Genomic DNA, 19,074 nt, shown 5'->3' on the forward strand with positions numbered 1-19,074 from the left:
TCACAGCCGAAGCGCCAACAAGGAAAGCCACCAGCCCGGCACCGCGGCAAGGCAGAGGAACGTGCCCAGCGGCACCCGCGTCGCGCCGCCGACCGGGCGGCCCAGCGTCATCGCCGCCAGCACCGCCATCAATCCCAGGCTGGCCGCCAGCAGCAGGATGAAGGGCAAGGCCTGCCAGCCGAACCAGGCCCCCAGCGCGCCGAGCAATTTGGCGTCCCCCAATCCCAGCCCCTCGCGCCCGCGCAAACTCCGGTAACCCACCGCCACGACCAGCAGCGCGCCATAGCCCGCGACCGCGCCGATCACCCGATCCGCCATCGCCATGTCCGTGACCCAAAATCCGACGGTGAAGCCCAGAAAGGCCAGCGGCAGGGTCAGCGCATCGGGCAGCCAGAAATGCCGCCTGTCCAGCACCGCCAGCGTCAGCAGCAGCCAGCCGAGCAACGCCCAGCCCAGGCCGCCGAGATCCGGCGCAAAGCCGAAGGCCAGGGCACCGATCGTCGCGCAGCCCGCCTCGACCCGCCCATGCAGCGGATCGATCGCCGCGCCGCAGGTCCGGCACTTTCCCCTTTGCACCAGCGCACTCAGCAATGGCACCAGGTCGCGCGCGCCCAGCAGCCGCCCGCAGCCGTCGCAGGCCGAGCGTCCACGCACCACCCCTCGCCCCTGCGGCCAGCGCCATATCAGCGTGGCGAGAAAACTTCCGGCAATGGCCCCGGCGACACCACCCGCCATGGCGGCAAGAGGATGGATCACAGCGTCCCTTCAACCTTCAGCACGCGCACACCCCCAGCCCCAGCCCCGGAAAAGCCCGCCTTCGCCAGCGCCTCGCCCAATGTCGCGTCCGCCGTCTCCACCCGCATTTCCGCGGCATAGCGGCCCGAACGCCAGATGCGCAGATTGACCTTTTCCATTCCCGACTCGCTGACCAGCGGCAGCAACAGCGCTTCCCCATCGCAGATCGCCTCGCCTGAAAGCCCTTGCGACAGATTGAGGCCTGGAAACCGCCCCGCCATCTGCGCCCGCACACGCCCCTCGGCATGGCCGCAACGGTCGCCGGAGAAATAGGCCGACACGTCGTGCATGACGAAGCTGCCCACCGGCAACGGCGCAAAGGTCCGCCCCAGCGGCACCGTGCCCGTCACATCGTCGATCCCGATCCGCCCGATCCCGACCGTCAATGCGCCGCGCACATCATCCGGCGCGCCATCATCCCGCCAGACATCGAACCGCGCGCGTCCGGCGAGGAGCGACAGCGGCGAAAGCCCGGCATGGACTGGTCCCAGCGACGTCGTCCCCAGCATCAGCTGGTCGATCCCGCCCGTCCAGACAGTGCCCCGCACCTCCCGCGCCGCCACGCCCAGCCGATCCAGCCCCGCCATGCCCAGCGCGATGCGCATCGGAAAGAAAAGGAGAAAAGCGGCCGCAAAGACGAGGATCAGGCCCAGCCGCACCCGACGCGAAAGTTTGAGGCCCATCATTGCCCGCCACCCCGCACCAGCACCGCCTGCACCGATACGCTGCCTGCCGTGGGCGAAGGCCGGGCGTTCATCGTCTCGACCCGGATGCCCTGCCCCTCCAGAGCCGCGAGCCAGGAGAATAACGCCGCCGGCCGCGCCGATGCCACCGCTATGTCCAGCCGGTCAGCGCCCTGCGCCTGCGCCCGATCCAGCGTCAGCCCCGCCTCCCCCGCGCTCTGCCCGACAAGCTGGTCGAGCGGGGCAGAAACCGCGCCGCCCGCGAGCCTGGGCAAGGTTTTCAGCAGCTTCGCCTTCTCCCGGATCGCCGCATTACGGTCGGTCGCTTCGCGCAAGGCATCCCGCGCCGCCCTCTGCGCCCCGTCGAGCGGCCGCAGCACGCCCAACCACAGGATCACCCCCGCCAGCAGCGCGAACATCACGGCCAGCATCCCCTGTTCGCGCGGGGAGCGTTCATCCCAAAATATCCTGAGCCTCTCGATCATGACCGCACCGTGATATCCGTCAGCGTCCGCCCGCTCGAATCCTGCGAAGGCGTCTGCGTGATCGCAAAGCCCGCCGCCTGGAGCGCGAGCAGCACCCTGTCGATATCCTCCGGCCTGGCCGCAGCCAGCGTCGCGCGGACCATGCCGTCGGGATCGCGCGACATGGCCGTCAGCGACACGCCCGGCACGCCCTGCAGGGCATCGAGCAGCCCGGCAACCGGCGCGGTAAAGGCATAGCCGCCCGCACCGCGCACCGCGAGTTGCCGGTCCATTTCCGCCTCGGCCTGGATCAGGTCGCTCGCGCCCGGCACCACTTCCCGCGCCCGCGCCAGGCTGTCGGCATCCAGACGGCCCGCCTCGACATGCTGCTTCACCAGCCCGGTCAAGGCGATCAAGAGGCTGAGGAGCAGGACAAGTCCACTCCACAGCGCAATCCGCCTCAGCGTCCGCTGATCGAACGACCGCCGCACCCGTTTGGCGAAATCGCCCTGCCGCATGTCGATCGGTGGATTGTCCAGCGCGGCGATCGCGCGCGCATGGATCGTCTCCGCCGGCACGTCGCGCAGCAGCGCGTCGCCGATCAGCTCGGGCAGGGCCAATTCGCCGGTCAGCGCCATGTCAGGCCCCCGCAGGACGCGCGTGCCGCCGATGATTCCGCGATGAAAGCCCTCGTCCATCTCCGGCAGCAACAGCGGCGCCGGCACGATCAGATCGGGGTCCAACCCATGATGTTGCGCCCAGAGCAGCCAATGCTGCATGTCGGCGCGGGAGGCGACAGCCACCAGATGCGGCCGCGCCGGATCGTCATTCTCGTCCGCCGCCGCGAAAAGCTGATCGGCGGGCACGATCCCCTCGGCCAGCGCCGCCAGCCGTGCGGCCGCCCGCCCCTGCCGGACGGGCAGTTCGGGATAGTCCCGCCAGTGCAGCGTCACCAGCGCGGCGGGTGGAACCAGCATCACCTGCATATCTTCCGGCAAGGCCGTCAGCCCGCATGCCGCCAGCCAGTTGGCCCCCGCGCCGGTCTGAACCATGGTCCCGTTGGCCACGCGCATCCACAGCGGGTCCGCGCCCTCCGCTTCCGGCAAGGTGACGATCAGCCCCTCGCTCACGCACCCGGCCCCCAGCTGCGGCGTATCAGCATGGCCGGACTTTGCCGCGCATCGATCAGCGCCCGTTCGACCACCTGCGTTCCCCCGACGTCCACCGATACTTCCACTCCGAAAAAGCCTGTCGTCAATTTGACCTGTTGGGAGACCTCCGCCAAGGGACTGAGGCCTGCCAGAGCGGGTGCGGCCCAGAACGCCACCGTACTGCCGTAGCCTTCGGCGGGCCGTTGCGCCAGCAATTGCCGCGCCTGCGCGACGCTGAGTTGCCCCTGCATCAGCATGGCAAAGAGCGGCGCCTGGCTTGGCAGCAAGGTGTTGATGTTGATCGGCGACAGGTCCGCCGTCGGCAAGGCGCAGACCCAGGGCCGCACCAGCGCATAAATGGCAGGCGTGATGCCGTTCACCGCCCGCAGTTCGCTCGGATCGACCATGAAGCGGTTTGCGGTGCGATAGGGCCGCGTTCTCTGCGCATAGGTCTCATCCTCCGCCCCGCCGGGTTGCGGCACGCTGTCGCTGTCGATCCAGTCGGCCAGCGAAGCCGCCGCGGCCTGCGCCTGCCGCGCGTCGACGCCCAGCGCCTGCAACAGCGCCTGGAATTGCGACACGCCCACCGGCCGGACCTTCAGGTCGGCCTCGCTCTCGCCCGCGACCACGCTGTTGAGGTTGAAGCAATTGCCGCCGTCCGTCACCCGCGCCACGGCCAAGCCGCCAGGCACGGCGATCGAATGGGGCGTTCCCATCCAGTTGCCCGCCAGCGTCGTCTTGCCCGGATTGGCCGCCACCAGATCGCCGATCCGCAGGCGCGCAATCTCCGTCCCCGCATCGGCAAAGGCGCGCGCCTGATCGACTGCGCCGCCATTGCCGGTCATCCGCGTGGCCAGGGCCAGCCGCTCCAGCGCGGTCGCGGCCACCACGGCCATCACCGCCACCAGCAGCAGCACCGTCAGCAGCGCTGCGCCGCGCTCATTCGGGCGAAACGGATCAGCCACCGGCACCCCCCGTCTCCGGCTTTTCCGCCGGTCCCGGCCCGACCATGAAGCGCAGGGTCACGGCAGGTTCACCGATGCGCCTGACCGTCATCTCCACCGCGCGCGGCATCAGGTCGGGCTGGACCGGCACCCACTCGTCCCGCCATTCACCCCTGGCGTCGCGGAAACGCAGCGCGATATCCTGGACATGATCCAGCAGGGTAGCCGGCTCGTCACCCGCCGCGCCATCCACCTGGGCATAGGTCCGCCGCTCCAGCCGCCCCTGCCGCACCCAATATTCCACCTTCTGCAGGGAGGGACGCGGCAGATCGCCCAGATTGTCCCAGCCGCCGCGCACGAACTGCATGACGGGCCTTTGCTCCCCTTCGCGATGCGACCAGAAGGCGGGCGCCAGGGTGCCCGCCCCGGTACGGCTGATGCGCGGCACCGCCTGCCCCAGATCGGCCGAGAGCGCGCCGCTCGCCCGCTGCACGGCGGCCATATCGTCCAGCCGCAGCTTGATCTGCGCCTGCGCCGACACGCTGTTGCCGAGCAGCAGCACGCCCGCCACCGCCAGCATCGCGAAGATCATCAGGGCAACCAGCAGTTCGATCAGCGTAAAGCCCGCCTCCTCCCGAACAGACGGGCACATCACCGCACCACCCGCACGAAGCTCAGCAGGACCGGGGAGGCACCGGCCTGCCCGTCCACGGCCAGACTGACCTGCAACAGCCGCTTGTCATCGGTCGCCTTGACCTCACGCACCCAATGCCAGCGCCGCCCACCATTCTCCACCGCCCCCTCCTGGGAACCCAGCGAGGGTGGCGCGGGATCGGTCTGCAGCTCCACCATCAGGTTGCGCGCGACGATCTGCCCCATCGCCTTGCTGTCGAGATCGGCCGCCGTATGCAGCGTCACCCCCTGCAAGCGCACAAGGGCGAGCGCGGCCAGGCTGAACACCGCCAGCGCGACCAGCATCTCCAGCAGGGTGAAGCCCGCTTCTTCGCGCCGCCCCTCTCCTGCTTTGGCGGGACCATGGAGCATGAGCGGCGGGGAAGCGTAACTATCCACCGACCATGACCTTCCCGGCCGTGTCGACGGTCACCGACACCCGTTCGCCCTCGCGCGCCAGGGTCAGCGTCATGGGATCGGTGGGAAGGCCGGTACCGTCGAAACCGATCTGCTGCCGCCCGTCCTTCCCCACCAGCGCCTGCGTACCGCCCTTCCAGCGGGTGGTGACGAAGGGCTTGTCTTCCACAGCCACCCAGGCGGCCCCGTCACGGCGCTGGAAACCATAGCCCGAGGCGGAAACCCACACCCCCATGGGACGGGCGGTGACGACCGCTTCGTCGCGCGCGGCGGCAACGCGCGCGGCGAAGCGGTCGGCATCCTCGATCACCCGCCCGCGCGGATCGGGGATCGCAAACACCACCGCCGCCGAAATGAAGCCGATGATCGTCAGGACGACCATCAGCTCGATCAGCGTGAAGCCCTGTTGGGCGGAACGCCGCGAAAGCGTGAAGCCCTGTTGGGCGGAACGCCTCAAAGGGAGGAAGCCCTGTTGGGCGGAACGCCTCAAGGACATGAAACCTGCCTGCGGGCGATCAAAGCTCGCTGGAATAGATGTCGGCATTTTCATTCTCGCCGCCCGGCTGGCCGTCCGCGCCCAGCGAACTGATGTCGAACGCACCCTTCTTGCCGGGCACGGTATAGCGATAGGCCCGGCCCCAGGGATCGTTGGGCAGCTTCTTGATATAGCCTCCCCGCCGATAGCGCTGCGGCTGGGCCAGCGAGGCGGGCGGGTTCAGAAGCGCCTGCAAGCCGTCCGTCGCCGACGGATAGGCGAGGTTATCGAGCCGATATTGCTCCAGCGCCTGTTCGATGGTGGCGATGTCGGCCTTGGCCTTCTCCACCCGCGCGGTATCGGTCGCCGGGATGACATTGATCGCCACGATCGTCGCCAGCAGGCCGATGATGACGATCACGACCATCAGTTCGACCAGCGTGAAGCCGTTTTCGGCGGAACGCCTCAAGGACGTGAAGCCGTGTTCGGCGGAACGCCGCGAAAACATGAAGCCGTGTTCGGCGGAACGCCGGCCGGGGATGAAGCCGCTCTCTCCGTCCGCACCCTTGTCTTCATCCCCGCAGGGACGGGAATCCATGTCCCGTACCTCGGACCTCGGGGTGAGGTCCGGAGATGGGTTCCCGCTTTTTCGGGAATGACGGAGGGAAAGGACTTTACGCATAAACACTCCTTCAGGCCCCGGTAAGGCTCTGCAATTGCAGGATGGGCAGCAGGATAGACAGGATGATGACGGCGACAATGCCGCCCATCAGTATGATGATGACCGGCTCCAGCATGGCGAGCGCGGCGGAGGTGAAGCTGTCGAATTCCCGCTCCAGATAATCCGCCGCCCGCTCCAGCATGGTGTCGAGCCGCCCCGCACTCTCGCCGCTGGCCGCCAGATAGACCAGCAGGGGCGGAAACACCCCCGCCCGCCGCAGCGCCGCCGACAGGCTGCCGCCGCCACGGATGGCCTCGACAATTTCCTCCGAAGCCTGGCGCAGCACCCGGTTGTGAACCGTCTGCGTGGTGAGCGACAGACCCTCCATCAGCGGCAGACGGCTCGCCACCATGGTGGACAGCGTGCGCGCCATCCGCGCGGCATGAAGATCACGGATGAGCCGCCCCAGAAGCGGCAGTCGCAACAGCAGGGAATCGAAGCGATAGCGGAAGCTTTCGACCCTGAGCGCCCGCCAGAAACCGAAAGCGCAAAGGCCGATCAGGATCAGCAGCAACCACCAGTAACCGGCCAGAAAGGCCGAAATCCCCATCACCATCCGCGTCAGCAGCGGCAATTGCTGCCCGACCGTATCGAACTGCTCGACCACCTTGGGCACGACGAAGATCATCAGCGCGGCGACCACGCAGACGGCAAAGGTCGCCAGCACGCTGGGATAGGCGATGGCGGTCAACACCTTCGAACGGATCACCGCCTGCCGCTCCATGAGGTCGGAGAGCCGCTCCATGATCGTGGGCAGACTGCCCGAACTCTCGCCCGCCGACACCATCGCGCGATAGAGCGGCGGAAAGCTTTTCGGCTCCGCGCCCAGGGCATCGGCCAGCCGCCGGCCTTCCAGCACGCCGGAATGGACCTTGCCGATGATAGCGCGGACATGGAGCTGCTCGCTCTGCCGCCCGATGGTGCGCAGCGATTCCTCCAATGGACTGACCTGGATCAGCGTGGAAAGCTGCCGCGTGAACAGCGTCAGTTCCTTGGCCGACAGGCGCGGCGCCCGCAGCGACAATCCGGCCCGCTTGCGCGCCCTTTCCACCGCCCCCGGCTCGATCCCCACGATGAACAGCTTGCGCGCATCCAGCTTCGCCCGAGCATCCTCGACCGTCTCGGCCTTGATCGCCCCCTTGCGCTCCTTGCCCGCGGGCTCGATGGCGATATAGTCAAATTCAGCCATCGGCGATGGTTTCCACCTCCGCCGCGTCCCGCCGCGATACGCGGATGGCTTCCTCCGCAGTGGTCTGGCCATCACGCACAAGGGCCCGCGCCGCCGACCCCAGGTTGGGCGCGTTCAGAAAGGCATGGCGCGCGATCAGCGATTCATCGCCGCCATCGTTGATCAGCCGCCGGATCGTGTCATCCACCCGGATCGCCTCGAACACGCCGATCCGGCCCTTGTAACCGGAGCCGTTGCAATCATCGCACCCCCGCGCGCGATAGATGATCGTGCCGGGGTCGAAGCCCAGCAGGGCGCTGGCCGACTTGTCCGCCTGCACCGGCTCCCGGCAATGCTGGCACAGCCGCCGCACCAGCCGCTGCGCGATGACGGCGCGCAGCGTCGAGGCGAGAAGGAAAGGCTCCACCCGCATGTCCCGCATCCGCGTAATCGCACCGACGGCATCATTGGTGTGCACGGTCGACAGCACCAGATGCCCCGTCAGCGAGGCCTGCACCGCGATCTCCGCCGTCTCCCGGTCGCGGATTTCGCCGACCATCACCACGTCGGGGTCCTGCCGCAGGATGGCGCGCAAGCCCGCAGCGAAGGTCAGCCCGACCTTGGCATTCACCTGGGTCTGGCCGACGCCCTCGATCGCATATTCGACCGGATCCTCCACGGTCAGGATATTGAGCGTCCCGTCATTGAGCTGCCGCAGCCCGGCATAAAGCGTCGTCGTCTTGCCCGAACCGGTCGGCCCGGTGACCAGGATGATCCCGTTCGGCTCCTGCAAACCCTCCCGGAATATCCGGTCCGCCGCCCCCGCCATGCCCAGCAGGTCGAGGTTCATGCCCGCATTCTCCTTGTCCAGGATACGCAGCACCACCCGCTCGCCCGCCCGGCTCGGCAGGGTCGAGACGCGCACGTCGAGCAGCTTGCCCCCCAGCGTCAGCCCGATCCGCCCGTCCTGCGGCACGCGCCGCTCGGCAATGTCGAGCCGCGCCATGACCTTGACGCGGCTGACCACCACGGGCGCGACATGGGGCGGCATCCGCAACGTCTCGCGCAGCACGCCGTCGACGCGCATCCGCACGATCAGGCCGGTTTCGTACGGCTCGATATGAATGTCGGACACGCCCTGCCGCGCCGCCTCGGCAATGATGCCGTTGATCAGGCGAATGGCCGGCGCATCGTCCGCGCTGTCGAGCAGATCGTCCGCCGTCGGGATATCGGCAGCCAGCATGTCCAGCTCGTCCGCGCCCACGTCGAGGGAACCCGCCATGGCGGCCGCGCTGCCCTCCATTGCATAATGATCGGACAGATGCCGATCGAACTGCGACCCGTCGACGAAGCGCACATCGAAGCTGCGCGCCAGATGCCGCCGCACCTCCAGCAGCACGCGCGGATCGCTGCCCTCGCGCATTGCTATGGCCAGCCGGTCGCCCTCCGGCGGCAACATGACCACGCCATGCCTTCGCGCGAAGACATAGGGTATGTCGACCACCCGCGGCGCCACATGGGGGGGAACAGGATCGGTCTGCGCGGCAATCGTTTCGCTCACGGCTTACCCTCGCTTGCCGGACTCTCCACGGGACGCACGACGCCGCTCGACTGGCGGGCGGTCGGCTCGATGATCTCGGCGGGCGGCTGCACCACGGCATCGCCCGGCTGCGCCGCGGCGGGTGGCGTCGCCCCCATATAGTCGCGCACCAGCTCGTCGATGCTGGGTTCCGCATCGGGGTTGCGCTGCAACTGCATGCCGCGAACATAGCCATAGCGCTGCTGCGTCAGCTTCTGCGCATCTTCCTTCGATCGCAATATGGTCGGCCGGATGAAGACCATCAGGTTCGTCTTGGTCCGGCTCTTCGACCGCGACTTGAACAGTTCGCCAATGCCCGGAATGTCGGACAGCAGCGGTATGCGCTCGATGGTCCGCCGTTCATTGTCGTCCAGCAATCCGCCCAGCGCCAATATATCGCCATCGTCGACGGTGACGGTCGTCTCGATCTCGCGCTTGTTGATGATGAGATCGCTGTTGCTGCTGGAAACCGGCCCGGCGACGCTCGACACCTCCTGCTTCAGGAACAGCTTGATCGCGCCGCCGGTGTTGATCTGGGGCTTCACCTCCAGCTTGATGCCGACATCCTGCCGCTGCACGGTGCGGAACTGGTTGTCGAAATTCTGGGACAGCGCCTCGCCGGTCGTCACCGGCACCTGCTGTCCGACAAGGATCGATGCCTTCTGATTGTCCAGCGTCATGATCGACGGCGTGGAGAGGATATTGCTGTTGGTGTCGGACTTCACCGCATTGATGATCGCCCCGAATATGCCGTTCCTGCCGATCTGCGTGCCAAGGCCGCCGATGATGCCCGTCGCGCTGGAAAGGCTGTTGACCGCCGCCTGCTGGAGCGAACTGGCAAGATCGCTGTTGGTCTGGGTTTCGGTCGTGGTGGTCGTTCCGTCGGCGGCAACCACCGTCGTGCTGGTCGTTCCCAGCCGGTTGGCCGCCACCGCCCCTGCCAGCGTCAGCAGATTGGGCGAGGCATTGGAATAGTTGGTCGCGGCAAAGCCGGTCGAGGTGCTGCCGATCAGGAACTGCACGCCCAGCTTCTTGGCGGCGGCATCGCTGATCTCGACGATGATCGCCTCCACCAGCACCTGTTCGCGGCGGGTGTCGATCTGCCGGATGGTCTCGCCCAGCATCCGCTGCACATCGCTGTTGGCCGCGACGATGATCGCGTTGGCGCCCTCGTAGCGGGTGACGATGGCCGGGCCGCGCGTCGAAATCCCGCTGCCGCCCGATGCGCCGGACCCCGCCGCCACCGAAGAGGAAACGGCGGGCACGGCCGACGGCGCGGTTCCCGCCGCAGGCGTGGATGACGTCACCGTCGAGGTGGCCGACTGCCCGATCAACTGCTGCAACACCGGGAGCAGCTTTTCCGCATCGGCATGTTCCAGCCAGTAGACGCGGATTTCCGTGCCCGCCGCCGCCTGCCGGTCAAGGTCGCGCGCCATCTGCGCCAGCCGGGCCACCGTGCCTGCGTCGCCCCGGATCGCCACCGCATTGCTGCTGTCGACCGGCACGATGGTCGCGGGCTTGGCCGCGCCCTCCCCGCCGGTCGTCACCAGAGCCTGCAAGGAGGTCGCGATTTCCCGCGCCCCGGCATTTTTCAGCAACACGGTGGTGGTCGAAGCCGTGTCCCGGTCGATCCGCGCAATGACCTGCCGGATGCGCCCGATATTGTCGGCATAATCCGCCACCACCACGCTGTTGCCCGCGCGATTGGCGGTCACCGACCCTTCCTTGCTGATCAGCGGCCGCAGCGTTTCCAGGGCACTTGCCGCATCGATCGATCGCAGGCGGAAAACCTCCGTCACGAACTGGTTGCGATTGGCCGCGCTGCCCACGGCGCTGGGCTGCCCGGCCGCGCCATCGGCGGGCTGAATACGATAGGCCCCGCCCGGCGCGGGCACGGCCACCAGCCCGTTGGCACGCAGCGTAGACAGGAAAATCTCGAAATATTCCGATCGCGACAAAGGCCGGTCCGTCACCACCGACACCTTACCCTGCACCCGATTGTCGATGATGAAGGTTCGCCCCGTCACCCGCGCGGCGTCCTGAATGAAGGCCCGGATATCGGCATCGCGCACGTTCAGCGTCTGCTGCGCCATGGCGGGCGAAGCCAGGGGTGCTGCCAGAGCGAGGGCCGTGGCGGCGGAAAGAAGCAATTTTCTGGTCATTGGCCCTGCAGAGTCAGATTGACCGAGGAGACGGCGGCGCCGCGCTCCACCGTCAGGGAAATATGCGCGCCGGGCATGATCTTGCCCTGCAACGCCTGAAGGTCATCCATCGAGCCGACAGGCTGGCCATCGACCTGGGTGACGATATCGCCCGGCATGAAACCGGCATTCTGGAAAGCCGGCCCCCTAGCCGTCAGGATAAGGCCGGTGACGCGCCCATTCTGCGTCCGGGGGGTGTAGCCGATGTCGCGCTTCAGACTGTCGGCGGTCGGATTGTCGATGCCGGGGACGGGGGACGGGGGACCGGCAGCCGCTCCCCCCGCGGGCGCGGCGGCCGGCACGGGCTGCGACTGGTCGAGGAAAACCTGTTCCTCCGCACCGCCGCGATCGATGGTGATATGGTCGAAGGCCACTGCCTTCAGCCTGACGCCGGGCATGATCTCCTCACCCACGGCAAAGCTGTTCTGCACGCCGTCCGGCCCGGCCACGATCGCCGAACCCAGCCCGGACCCCTCGTTCAGCCTGATGCCATAGACCTTCAGCGCCAGCGACGTCACCACGCCGCCACCCTGCTGTTGCGCACCGCTGCGGAAGAAGGGGTCGAAGCTCGCGAACAGGGCCTGCCGTTCCGTCATGGAAAGCAGTTGCGCCTGCCGCCCTTCCCAGGGGCCGAAGCTGCCGACCGGGGTCAGCAGCACCCAGACCAGCCGCGCGCATTGCACCGCCACAAGGCCCAGCAAAAGCTTTTCCACCCCCGACAACCAGTCGATCGGCCGGAGCCGCCCGCCCAAATTCCGGATATTGTGGCCAAAAGGCACGCGCATGAGCTGTGGCAATCCCCCTTGATACCGGCGCCTGCTAGGAAACTGGTTTTACTGCCGGATGACGGTTGTGTGACGCTTTCGTTACGAGCGCAACGCCGGAAGCGACGGCACTTGCATTTCAAGCGATGAGGAATAGCAAAGACCGGCTTTTCCCGCCTGGCGACGGCTCTTTCAGGACTCATCATGGCCGACAGCCTGCCCCCTTGCGCACCGGACGCCGATCCCGCCTGGATCGCGTCCCATCCCCGCGTCCAGCGCGTACCCAGCCGCGATCTTGCCCTGTTCATCCAGCGCGGCTTTCTGTGTCCGGGAGAATGCGCCGAACTGATCGAGCGGATCGACGCCGGACGCCGTCCATCCACCATCGCGGACGCCAATGGCGACGGATATTTCCGCACCAGCGAAACCTGCGATCTGGATGCGGCCGATCCCTTCATCGCCGCGATCGATGCGAAGCTCGCCGCCTTTTCGGGCATCGATCCGGCCTATGGCGAACCGATCCAGGGCCAGCGCTATGCCGCCGGTCAGGAATTCAAGGCCCATACCGATTATTTCGAACCGGATGGCGCCGATTACGCCCGATATTGCTCGGTCGCGGGCAACCGCACCTGGACGCTGATGGTCTATCTGGACGAACCCTTAGCGGGCGGGGCGACCCGCTTCACCCGGATCGGCAAGACGATACAGCCAGAACCCGGCAAGCTGCTCGCCTGGAACAACCGCCTGTCGCCCGGCACCTGCAACCCCGCCAGCATCCATCATGGCATGAAGGTGCGCAGCGGCGTCAAGCATATCATCACCAAATGGTATCGGGAGAAGCCCTGGCGCTGATCAGGTCCAGAAGGGCCTGGCCTGCGCCAGCGTCTCCTGCGCACCGGCAGTCGCGGACAGAAGTTTGCGCTTCTTCTTCGGTGGCACCGCGACCGCATCCCCGCCATCCAACCCATGCCGCGCCAGGATCTCCGGCGCCGAAACGAGGTCGTTGAGCGTTCCCAGCCCCTCCTGCATCTTCTCCAGCGCCGCGATGAACCGGGCCTGCCGCCGCCGCTGTTTCCTTCCGGCAAACAGCCCGGCGAAAAATTCCGACCCATAGCGCAGCTTCTTCGCATCCTTGCGCACTTCATGCCGCGCCGCGTCGGACAATCTTTCCAGATGCGAACCCTCTTTCGCGATCCGGCGATGGAGCTTGCGCAGCCGCTTCGCCGCGAAATCCGCCGCCGGCCCTTCATCCCGCACGGCGCCCAGCGCCAGCCACTCCGCCAGATCGATCATCAAGGCTCGCACCCTGGCCGACTGCAACCATTGGCCGACACGCTCATGCGCCTCGGTTCGAACCGTCTCCAGCCGTTGGCGCAGTTCTTTCGCTCCGATCCGCTCGGCCAGCACGTCCAGGTTGCGCGCCTCCCCCAGCATCCCGGCCAGCCATTTGAGTTCGCCCTGGAAACGCGCCAGGTCCGCATCGGCCAGCAACGGCCTGAACAGGGACAGGGCCGACCGCAGCCGCCGGATCGCCACGCGCGCCTGGTGAAGCGCCCTGGGCTCATAATGATCGAACAGCAGCGCCTCGTTCAGCCGATAATGACGCATGCAGGCCGATACGATCCGCGCGAAGGCCTCGCCCACGGTCGCCGACGCATCGAGCATCACCGGCTCCGCCTTCACCGCCGCGCTGACCGCATCACGCAGCCTGTAGCCGCGCTCCGATTTGGGGAGGACGCCCAGCCGGACCGGAATTTCCCCATCGATCCGCCGCGCCAGATGGAACAGGGCGGCCGGTTCGCCTGCCTTGAGTTCCAGTTCGATCTCGCAGACCGGCGCCTGCCTCTCCCCCGCGCTGACCTGCCCCCGGTCCAGCACCAGTTCGATCTCGGCATGCGGCGGGCTGACGATCCATGTGCGCCGCTCGACATCAACATGGAAGACAGGTTCGATGGTTTCGACCGCCTCCCCCAGCATCGCCGCGACCGGCGTGCGCGCATCCAACACCGGCATGTCGCCCGCAACCGGCATTTCCCATTCGGCCCGCGCGAACAGCCCGGCGCCGCCGTCGCCATCCGCCTTCACCGTCTGGACCAGACGATCCCCCGACCGCCGGATGCGCAGGGTGACGCCCCGCTGCGCCAGATCCCGCTGCGGCGTATCGAAATAGACGGCCCGCAGATCCGCCACTTCGCTCTCGCCGGGCAGCAGCGCCAGTCCCGCGAAAGCATCCGCCGCTTCGCGCGCCAATTCCAGCTTCAGCTCGATTTCCCGGCTCATCCGCGTTTTCCCATGGCTCCGGCCGATAGCAGACCGCCTGTATCACGAACCCGGCAGGGGAGACAAAGATTCGGAAATGGAATGGAAATCGGAAAGGTCCACGTCCGCCCGGCGCGGGCAGCCATTGAACGAGCCGTCAAAGGGCACGCATCCGGCGCACGCGCAGGAATATAAATTTCAGGGAAAGGGTCCGGAGGGTTCTGTTGCCCGGCCCCTCCGGCGGCCGCTGAATTCCCTTCTGTTGCCCGGTGGGTTCAACCGCGTTCTTTTTGAGTAATGTCCGGCCGTGAGGCCATCAATTACGCAGCAAGAGCAAGAGCCTCGTTATCGTTGGCACTTGTGAGTTTTGAACCTTTTTACGGCGTACTCAGGCCGGGTGAAGGCACCGCTTTTCAACACACGTCGATCCTAGTTCGGCCCCGTCAAAGACCCCGTCCGGAAACGGGATTTGTGGTGGAGCCGCCGGGTACTGCCCCCGGGTCCGCTGCGCCTATTGCACGACACGATTTATCACCATAGCCGGGCGAACCCGGCACGGGCCTATATGGAGAGAGCCGGAGCGTTTATCAAGTCGGCGAAGCGTGGAGGGAAAACGGATGTGCATCATGGCCATGGCGTGGGGAGTCCATCCCCGCTGGCGGCTGATCCTGATCGGCAACCGCGACGAATTCCATGCCCGTCCCGCCGCGCCGCTGGCGCGCTGGGACGAATCGCCGTCGCTGATCGCCGGGCGCGACCTGCAATCGGGCGGCACCTGGCTCGGCATATCGGAAGGGGGCCGCGCGGCCATCATCACCAATTTGCGCGGCTATGGCGATCCGCGCGCCGATCGCGTCTCCCGCGGCGCGTTGGTGACGGACCTGCTGGAGGGCGCCGATCCGGAAACGGCGGCGCTCGACGACTATAATCCCTTCAACCTGATCCTCCTGTCCCCGGATCAGGCCCATTTCCTCACCAACCGGCCGCATCCGGTCCATACCCATCTGACGCCGGGCGTCTACGGCCTGTCGAACGGCACGCTCGACGCGCCATGGCCCAAGACGCTCGCTCTCAAATCAGCGCTGCTCGACTGGCTGGTGGCAGGCGCGGAGCAGCCCGAAATGCTGTTCGGTGCCCTCCGTATCGAAAATCTGCCGGACGCGGGCCTGACGCCCGACGCCCCCTCCGATATCCCGGACGAAGCGGCCATCTCGCCGATTTTCATCCGCAATCCACTTTATGGCACGCGATGCAGCACCGTCATCGCCATCGACATGGAAGGGAAGGGCATCATCACCGAACGCCGGTTCGACGCACAGGGTGAGGAAAATGGACGCACCAGGCTCGATTTTTCCTGGCCGTCCCCATGATCCTCAGCTGATATGCGTCCAACGCTCCAGCGTGACCCAGCCTTCGACATAATTGGCATAATATAGGCCGAACAGCACCGCCGACAGGATCGTCGCCCTCAGCACGACGACGCCCGGCCGGAAATTGCTGGGCGCGCTGTCCGCCTGCCCCTTCAGCAATATCTCGCCCGTTTCATCCGGCGTGCGAATGCCGAAGGGGAGGACGATGAACGCGCTGATCGTCCAGAACAGCACATAGATGGCGAAGATGGCGTACCAGTTCATGGACGTCGGATTTAGGCGCGAATGAGCAGCACGTCCACCACCGGTTTCTTGCCCGTCCAGCGCGTTGCCGTGCGGCGCACCGCCAGCCGTACCCGTTCGCGCAGCGCCTCTTCCTCCTGCGATCCCTTGACGACCGCGCCCACGGCTTCCTCGGCGGCTTCCTCCAGGAATGCGGTCTTGTCTTCCTCGACCGGCACGCCCTGCGTCCGCAGCGCGGGCGTCCCGATCACCCGGCCCTTGCCGTCCAGCGCCACGGCCACGCTGATCTGTCCATGCAGCGAAATCTTGCGCCGCTCGTTCATGGTCGATCCGTCCGCGGGCAGGATGACGTCCCCGTCCAGCACCAGCCGCCCGGTCGCCTCATTGCCGATGATCTCCGGCCCGTTCGGCGCCAGCCTCAGCAGATCGCCATTGGACTGCACGACGGCGCTCGGCACGCCGCTGGCAAGGCCCAGCCGCGCCTGTTCCGCCATATGCCGTCGCTCGCCATGCACCGGCAGCAGGATCTGCGGCCGCACCCAGCGATACATGGCCTCCAGTTCCGGCCGCCCCGGATGGCCCGACACATGGACCTCCGCCTGGCGATCCGTCACCATCAGCACGCCCTTGGCCGCCAGTGCATTCTGGATGCGCCCGATGGCGATCTCATTGCCCGGAATCTGCTTGGAGGAGAAGACGACCATATCGCCTTCGTCCAGCTTGATCGGATGGCTGTCGAACGCGATCCGGGACAAGGCCGCCCGCGCCTCGCCCTGGCCGCCCGTGGCGATGATCATCACCTCATTATGCGGCAACGCCATCGCATCGTCCCAATCGACGGTCGGCGGAAAATCGCTGAGATAGCCTGCGGTTCGCGCGGTCGAGATGATCCGGTCGAGCGACCGCCCGGCGACGCAGAGCTTGCGTCCCACGGCATTGGCCACCTCACCCAGCGTCTGCAAGCGCGCGGCATTGGATGCAAAGGTCGTGACCAGCACGCGTCCCCTGGCGCCCCGGATCGTCTGCATCAGCCCTTCGCGCACATCACCTTCGGAACCGCTCGCCTGCGGGTTGAAGACATTGGTGCTGTCGCACACCAGCGCCAGCACGCCCTCGTCGCCGATCGCCGTCAGTTCCTCGGGCGTCGAGGGCTGGCCGAGCAGCGGGGTCTCGTCCAGCTTCCAGTCGCCGGTGTGGAACACCTTCCCATAGGGGGTGTCGATCAGCACCGCATTGCCTTCGGGAATCGAATGGGCCAGCGGCACATAACGGAAGCCGAACGGCCCCAGCGCGAAGCTGCCCTCATTGTCGATGACGTTCAGTTCGACCTCTTGCGTCAGCCCCTCCTCCTCCAGCTTCTGCCGGATCAGGCCCGCCGTGAACGGGGTCGCATAGAGCGGCACCCCCAGGTCCGCCGCCAGATAGGGGATGGCGCCGATATGGTCCTCATGCCCATGGGTCAGCACGATGCCGAGCAGGTCGTCCTTGCGCTCCTCGATAAAGGCGAGGTCCGGCAGCACCAGCTCCACGCCGGGATAGGCCGGATCGGCAAAGGTCAGGCCCAGATCGACCATCACCCATTTGCCCTGACAACCGTAGAGATTGACGTTCATGCCGATCTCCCCCGACCCGCCAAGGGCCAGGAAGATCAGCTCATTTCCAGGTATCATTCTGTTTTCAAACTCCGTTCATACAGCAATGCGAGGCCCAGGATCGTCAGATCGGGCGCGATCGCATCGAAAATATCGCTATTCTCGTCGAAGAGGACGGCCAGTCCCCCCGTCGAAATCACTTTGGCGGGGCGGCCGATTTCCGCGCGCATGCGGGCCACCAGCCCCTCCATCATCGCCACATAGCCCCAGAAGACGCCGATATGCATCGCGTCCGCCGTGGTGCGGCCGATCACCGACCGGTTCTCCGGCGGCTCGATCGCGATCTTGGGCAGCTTGGCCGCCGCCGCGACCAGCGCGTCCAGCGACAGGTTGATGCCCGGCGCGATGATGCCGCCCTTGTAGGCGCCATGATAATCGATCACGTCGAAGGTCGTCGCCGTGCCGAAGTCGATGACGATCAGATCGCCTTCATACAGATGGTGGGCGGCGATGGCATTTACAACCCGGTCCGCGCCGACCGAGGCCGGTTCATCCACGTCCAGCGCGACGCCCCATTCCACCGGCGCCTGCCCCGCGACGAGCGGCGTCGTCTTGAAATATTTTTCCGCCAGCACCTGAAGATTGTGGAGCGCACGCGGCACGACGGTCGCGATGATGACCGCCTCCACATCGGCGATCCTGTATCCCTCCAGCGTCAGCAACTGGTTCAGCCAGACCGCATATTCGTCCGCCGTGCGTCGCGGATCGGTGGCGATCCGCCAGCGCGAGCGGATTTCCCGTCCTTCGAGCAGCGCAAAAACCACATTGGTGTTACCCGCGTCGATCGCGAGAAGCATGGCCGGTCCCCGATTTCAAATGAGAAGGATATCGCCGGCATGAATGGCACGGCTCTGCCCGTTCGCCAAGCGCAGGATCAGCATGCCCTGCCGGTCGAGCGTGTCGAACGTGCCCTCGACGATCTCGCCATCGGGTTGCACCACGCGCATCGACGTGCCGGACGGATGGGCATTCAGCAGCCAGTGCGCCCGCACCGGTTCCAGCCCCTGCGCCCGCCAGACCGCGAGCCAATGCGCGAAAAGCTGGGCCAGCCGTTCCAGCAGCGCGCCCGCTTCCGCCTCCGTCGCGCCCTGCGCGAACAGGCTTGTCACCGGGCGATCCAGTCCTTCGGGATGGCTGGTCACGTTGATGCCGATGCCGACGACGATCGCATCGCCCGATCGCTCCAGCAGGATGCCCGCTATCTTCGCGCCGTCGACCAGCACATCATTGGGCCATTTGATCCGCGCCTGCCCGTCGCAGAGGGGGGCGACCAGCGCATGGACGGCATTGGCCGCCACCAGCGCCAGACTATGCGGCAGGGGATCGTTCGGGTTCAGCCGAACCACGGTCGAGCAATAGAGATTGCCGCCTACCGACTCCCAGGTCCGCCCCATCCGGCCGCGCCCGCCCGTCTGCCGACCGGCGCGCAGCCATGTGCCTTCGGAAACGCCCTGCTCCACCATGGCCAGCATGTCGGCGTTGGTGGAGCCGGTCTCCTCGACGAAGCGGATGTCGC

At 66.7% G+C, this 19,074-nt stretch carries 20 protein-coding genes and 1 other RNA gene; 2 read left to right on the top strand and 19 right to left on the bottom strand.

What is annotated here, in order from left to right; translation table 11 throughout:
* From MJ601_RS03320 to MJ601_RS03380, 13 genes are all read right to left on the bottom strand, one after another.
* Positions 1 to 756 (bottom strand): prepilin peptidase, encoded by a 756-nt coding sequence (locus MJ601_RS03320; protein ID WP_242123222.1) that lies wholly within the window; start codon positions 754 to 756, stop codon positions 1 to 3.
* On the bottom strand, positions 753 to 1,481 hold the full coding sequence (gene gspN, locus MJ601_RS03325) for a type II secretion system protein N (RefSeq protein WP_242123224.1): 729 nt from the start codon (positions 1,479 to 1,481) through the stop codon (positions 753 to 755). Before gspN ends, MJ601_RS03320 begins: the two co-directional genes overlap by 4 nt.
* Positions 1,478 to 1,963 (bottom strand): type II secretion system protein M, encoded by a 486-nt coding sequence (locus MJ601_RS03330; RefSeq protein WP_242123226.1) that lies wholly within the window; start codon positions 1,961 to 1,963, stop codon positions 1,478 to 1,480. The genes gspN and MJ601_RS03330 overlap by 4 nt, the downstream gene beginning before the upstream one ends.
* Positions 1,960 to 3,072 carry a type II secretion system protein GspL gene (gene gspL, locus MJ601_RS03335; protein ID WP_348635548.1) on the bottom strand — a complete coding sequence of 371 codons (1,113 nt, stop codon included), beginning with the start codon at positions 3,070 to 3,072 and terminating at the stop codon, positions 1,960 to 1,962. The genes MJ601_RS03330 and gspL overlap by 4 nt, the downstream gene beginning before the upstream one ends.
* Positions 3,069 to 4,058: a type II secretion system minor pseudopilin GspK gene (gene gspK / locus MJ601_RS03340; RefSeq protein WP_242123228.1), complete on the bottom strand. Its 990-nt coding sequence runs from the start codon at positions 4,056 to 4,058 to the stop codon at positions 3,069 to 3,071. The genes gspL and gspK overlap by 4 nt, the downstream gene beginning before the upstream one ends.
* Positions 4,051 to 4,689: a type II secretion system minor pseudopilin GspJ gene (gene gspJ / locus MJ601_RS03345; protein ID WP_242123230.1), complete on the bottom strand. Its 639-nt coding sequence runs from the start codon at positions 4,687 to 4,689 to the stop codon at positions 4,051 to 4,053. Before gspJ ends, gspK begins: the two co-directional genes overlap by 8 nt.
* On the bottom strand, positions 4,689 to 5,081 hold the full coding sequence (gene gspI / locus MJ601_RS03350) for a type II secretion system minor pseudopilin GspI (RefSeq protein WP_242123326.1): 393 nt from the start codon (positions 5,079 to 5,081) through the stop codon (positions 4,689 to 4,691). Before gspI ends, gspJ begins: the two co-directional genes overlap by 1 nt.
* A gap of 19 nt (positions 5,082 to 5,100) precedes the next feature.
* Complete coding sequence (locus tag MJ601_RS03355; RefSeq protein WP_348635549.1) at positions 5,101 to 5,583, bottom strand: GspH/FimT family pseudopilin; 483 nt, start codon at positions 5,581 to 5,583, stop codon at positions 5,101 to 5,103.
* Positions 5,584 to 5,641: 58 nt separating this feature from the next.
* Positions 5,642 to 6,109, bottom strand: a complete 468-nt coding sequence (gene gspG / locus MJ601_RS03360; protein ID WP_242123330.1) for a type II secretion system major pseudopilin GspG — start codon at positions 6,107 to 6,109, stop codon at positions 5,642 to 5,644.
* Positions 6,110 to 6,293: 184 nt separating this feature from the next.
* A complete protein-coding gene (gene gspF / locus MJ601_RS03365) occupies positions 6,294 to 7,511 on the bottom strand; it encodes a type II secretion system inner membrane protein GspF (protein ID WP_242123232.1) in 1,218 nt (405 codons plus the stop codon).
* Complete coding sequence (gene gspE, locus MJ601_RS03370; RefSeq protein ID WP_348635550.1) at positions 7,504 to 9,051, bottom strand: type II secretion system ATPase GspE; 1,548 nt, start codon at positions 9,049 to 9,051, stop codon at positions 7,504 to 7,506. Before gspE ends, gspF begins: the two co-directional genes overlap by 8 nt.
* A complete protein-coding gene (gspD, locus tag MJ601_RS03375; protein ID WP_242123235.1) occupies positions 9,048 to 11,231 on the bottom strand; it encodes a type II secretion system secretin GspD in 2,184 nt (727 codons plus the stop codon). Before gspD ends, gspE begins: the two co-directional genes overlap by 4 nt.
* Positions 11,228 to 12,055 carry a type II secretion system protein N gene (locus MJ601_RS03380; RefSeq protein WP_242123237.1) on the bottom strand — a complete coding sequence of 276 codons (828 nt, stop codon included), beginning with the start codon at positions 12,053 to 12,055 and terminating at the stop codon, positions 11,228 to 11,230. The genes gspD and MJ601_RS03380 overlap by 4 nt, the downstream gene beginning before the upstream one ends.
* Before the next feature lie 183 nt (positions 12,056 to 12,238).
* Between MJ601_RS03380 and MJ601_RS03385 the strand changes: the two genes are divergently transcribed.
* Positions 12,239 to 12,886 carry a prolyl hydroxylase family protein gene (locus tag MJ601_RS03385; protein WP_242123239.1) on the top strand — a complete coding sequence of 216 codons (648 nt, stop codon included), beginning with the start codon at positions 12,239 to 12,241 and terminating at the stop codon, positions 12,884 to 12,886.
* Here MJ601_RS03385 and MJ601_RS03390 read toward each other — a convergent pair whose 3' ends face one another.
* Positions 12,887 to 14,314 carry a CYTH and CHAD domain-containing protein gene (locus tag MJ601_RS03390; RefSeq protein ID WP_242123241.1) on the bottom strand — a complete coding sequence of 476 codons (1,428 nt, stop codon included), beginning with the start codon at positions 14,312 to 14,314 and terminating at the stop codon, positions 12,887 to 12,889.
* A 227-nt stretch (positions 14,315 to 14,541) separates the two neighbouring features.
* Positions 14,542 to 14,888: a transfer-messenger RNA gene (ssrA, locus tag MJ601_RS03395) on the bottom strand.
* A gap of 22 nt (positions 14,889 to 14,910) precedes the next feature.
* Between ssrA and MJ601_RS03400 the strand changes: the two genes are divergently transcribed.
* The gene (locus MJ601_RS03400; protein WP_242123243.1) at positions 14,911 to 15,663 is read left to right on the top strand and encodes an NRDE family protein; all 753 of its coding nucleotides are present in this window, start codon (positions 14,911 to 14,913) and stop codon (positions 15,661 to 15,663) included.
* A gap of 3 nt (positions 15,664 to 15,666) precedes the next feature.
* Here MJ601_RS03400 and MJ601_RS03405 read toward each other — a convergent pair whose 3' ends face one another.
* Genes MJ601_RS03405 through MJ601_RS03420 form a run of 4 tightly spaced genes read right to left on the bottom strand, consistent with a single transcriptional unit; the run spans position 15,667 to position 19,069 of the window.
* A complete protein-coding gene (locus tag MJ601_RS03405; RefSeq protein ID WP_242123245.1) occupies positions 15,667 to 15,927 on the bottom strand; it encodes a DUF1467 family protein in 261 nt (86 codons plus the stop codon).
* Positions 15,928 to 15,938: 11 nt separating this feature from the next.
* Positions 15,939 to 17,576 (bottom strand): ribonuclease J, encoded by a 1,638-nt coding sequence (locus MJ601_RS03410; RefSeq protein WP_242123247.1) that lies wholly within the window; start codon positions 17,574 to 17,576, stop codon positions 15,939 to 15,941.
* The gene (locus MJ601_RS03415; RefSeq protein WP_242123249.1) at positions 17,573 to 18,355 is read right to left on the bottom strand and encodes a type III pantothenate kinase; all 783 of its coding nucleotides are present in this window, start codon (positions 18,353 to 18,355) and stop codon (positions 17,573 to 17,575) included. The genes MJ601_RS03410 and MJ601_RS03415 overlap by 4 nt, the downstream gene beginning before the upstream one ends.
* A gap of 15 nt (positions 18,356 to 18,370) precedes the next feature.
* Entirely contained in the window at positions 18,371 to 19,069 is a 699-nt protein-coding gene (locus MJ601_RS03420) for a biotin--[acetyl-CoA-carboxylase] ligase (RefSeq protein WP_348635553.1), read from the bottom strand.
* Positions 19,070 to 19,074: the final 5 nt, after the last annotated feature.

The organism is Sphingobium trunci, assembly GCF_022664535.1.
Lineage (GTDB): Bacteria > Pseudomonadota > Alphaproteobacteria > Sphingomonadales > Sphingomonadaceae > Sphingobium.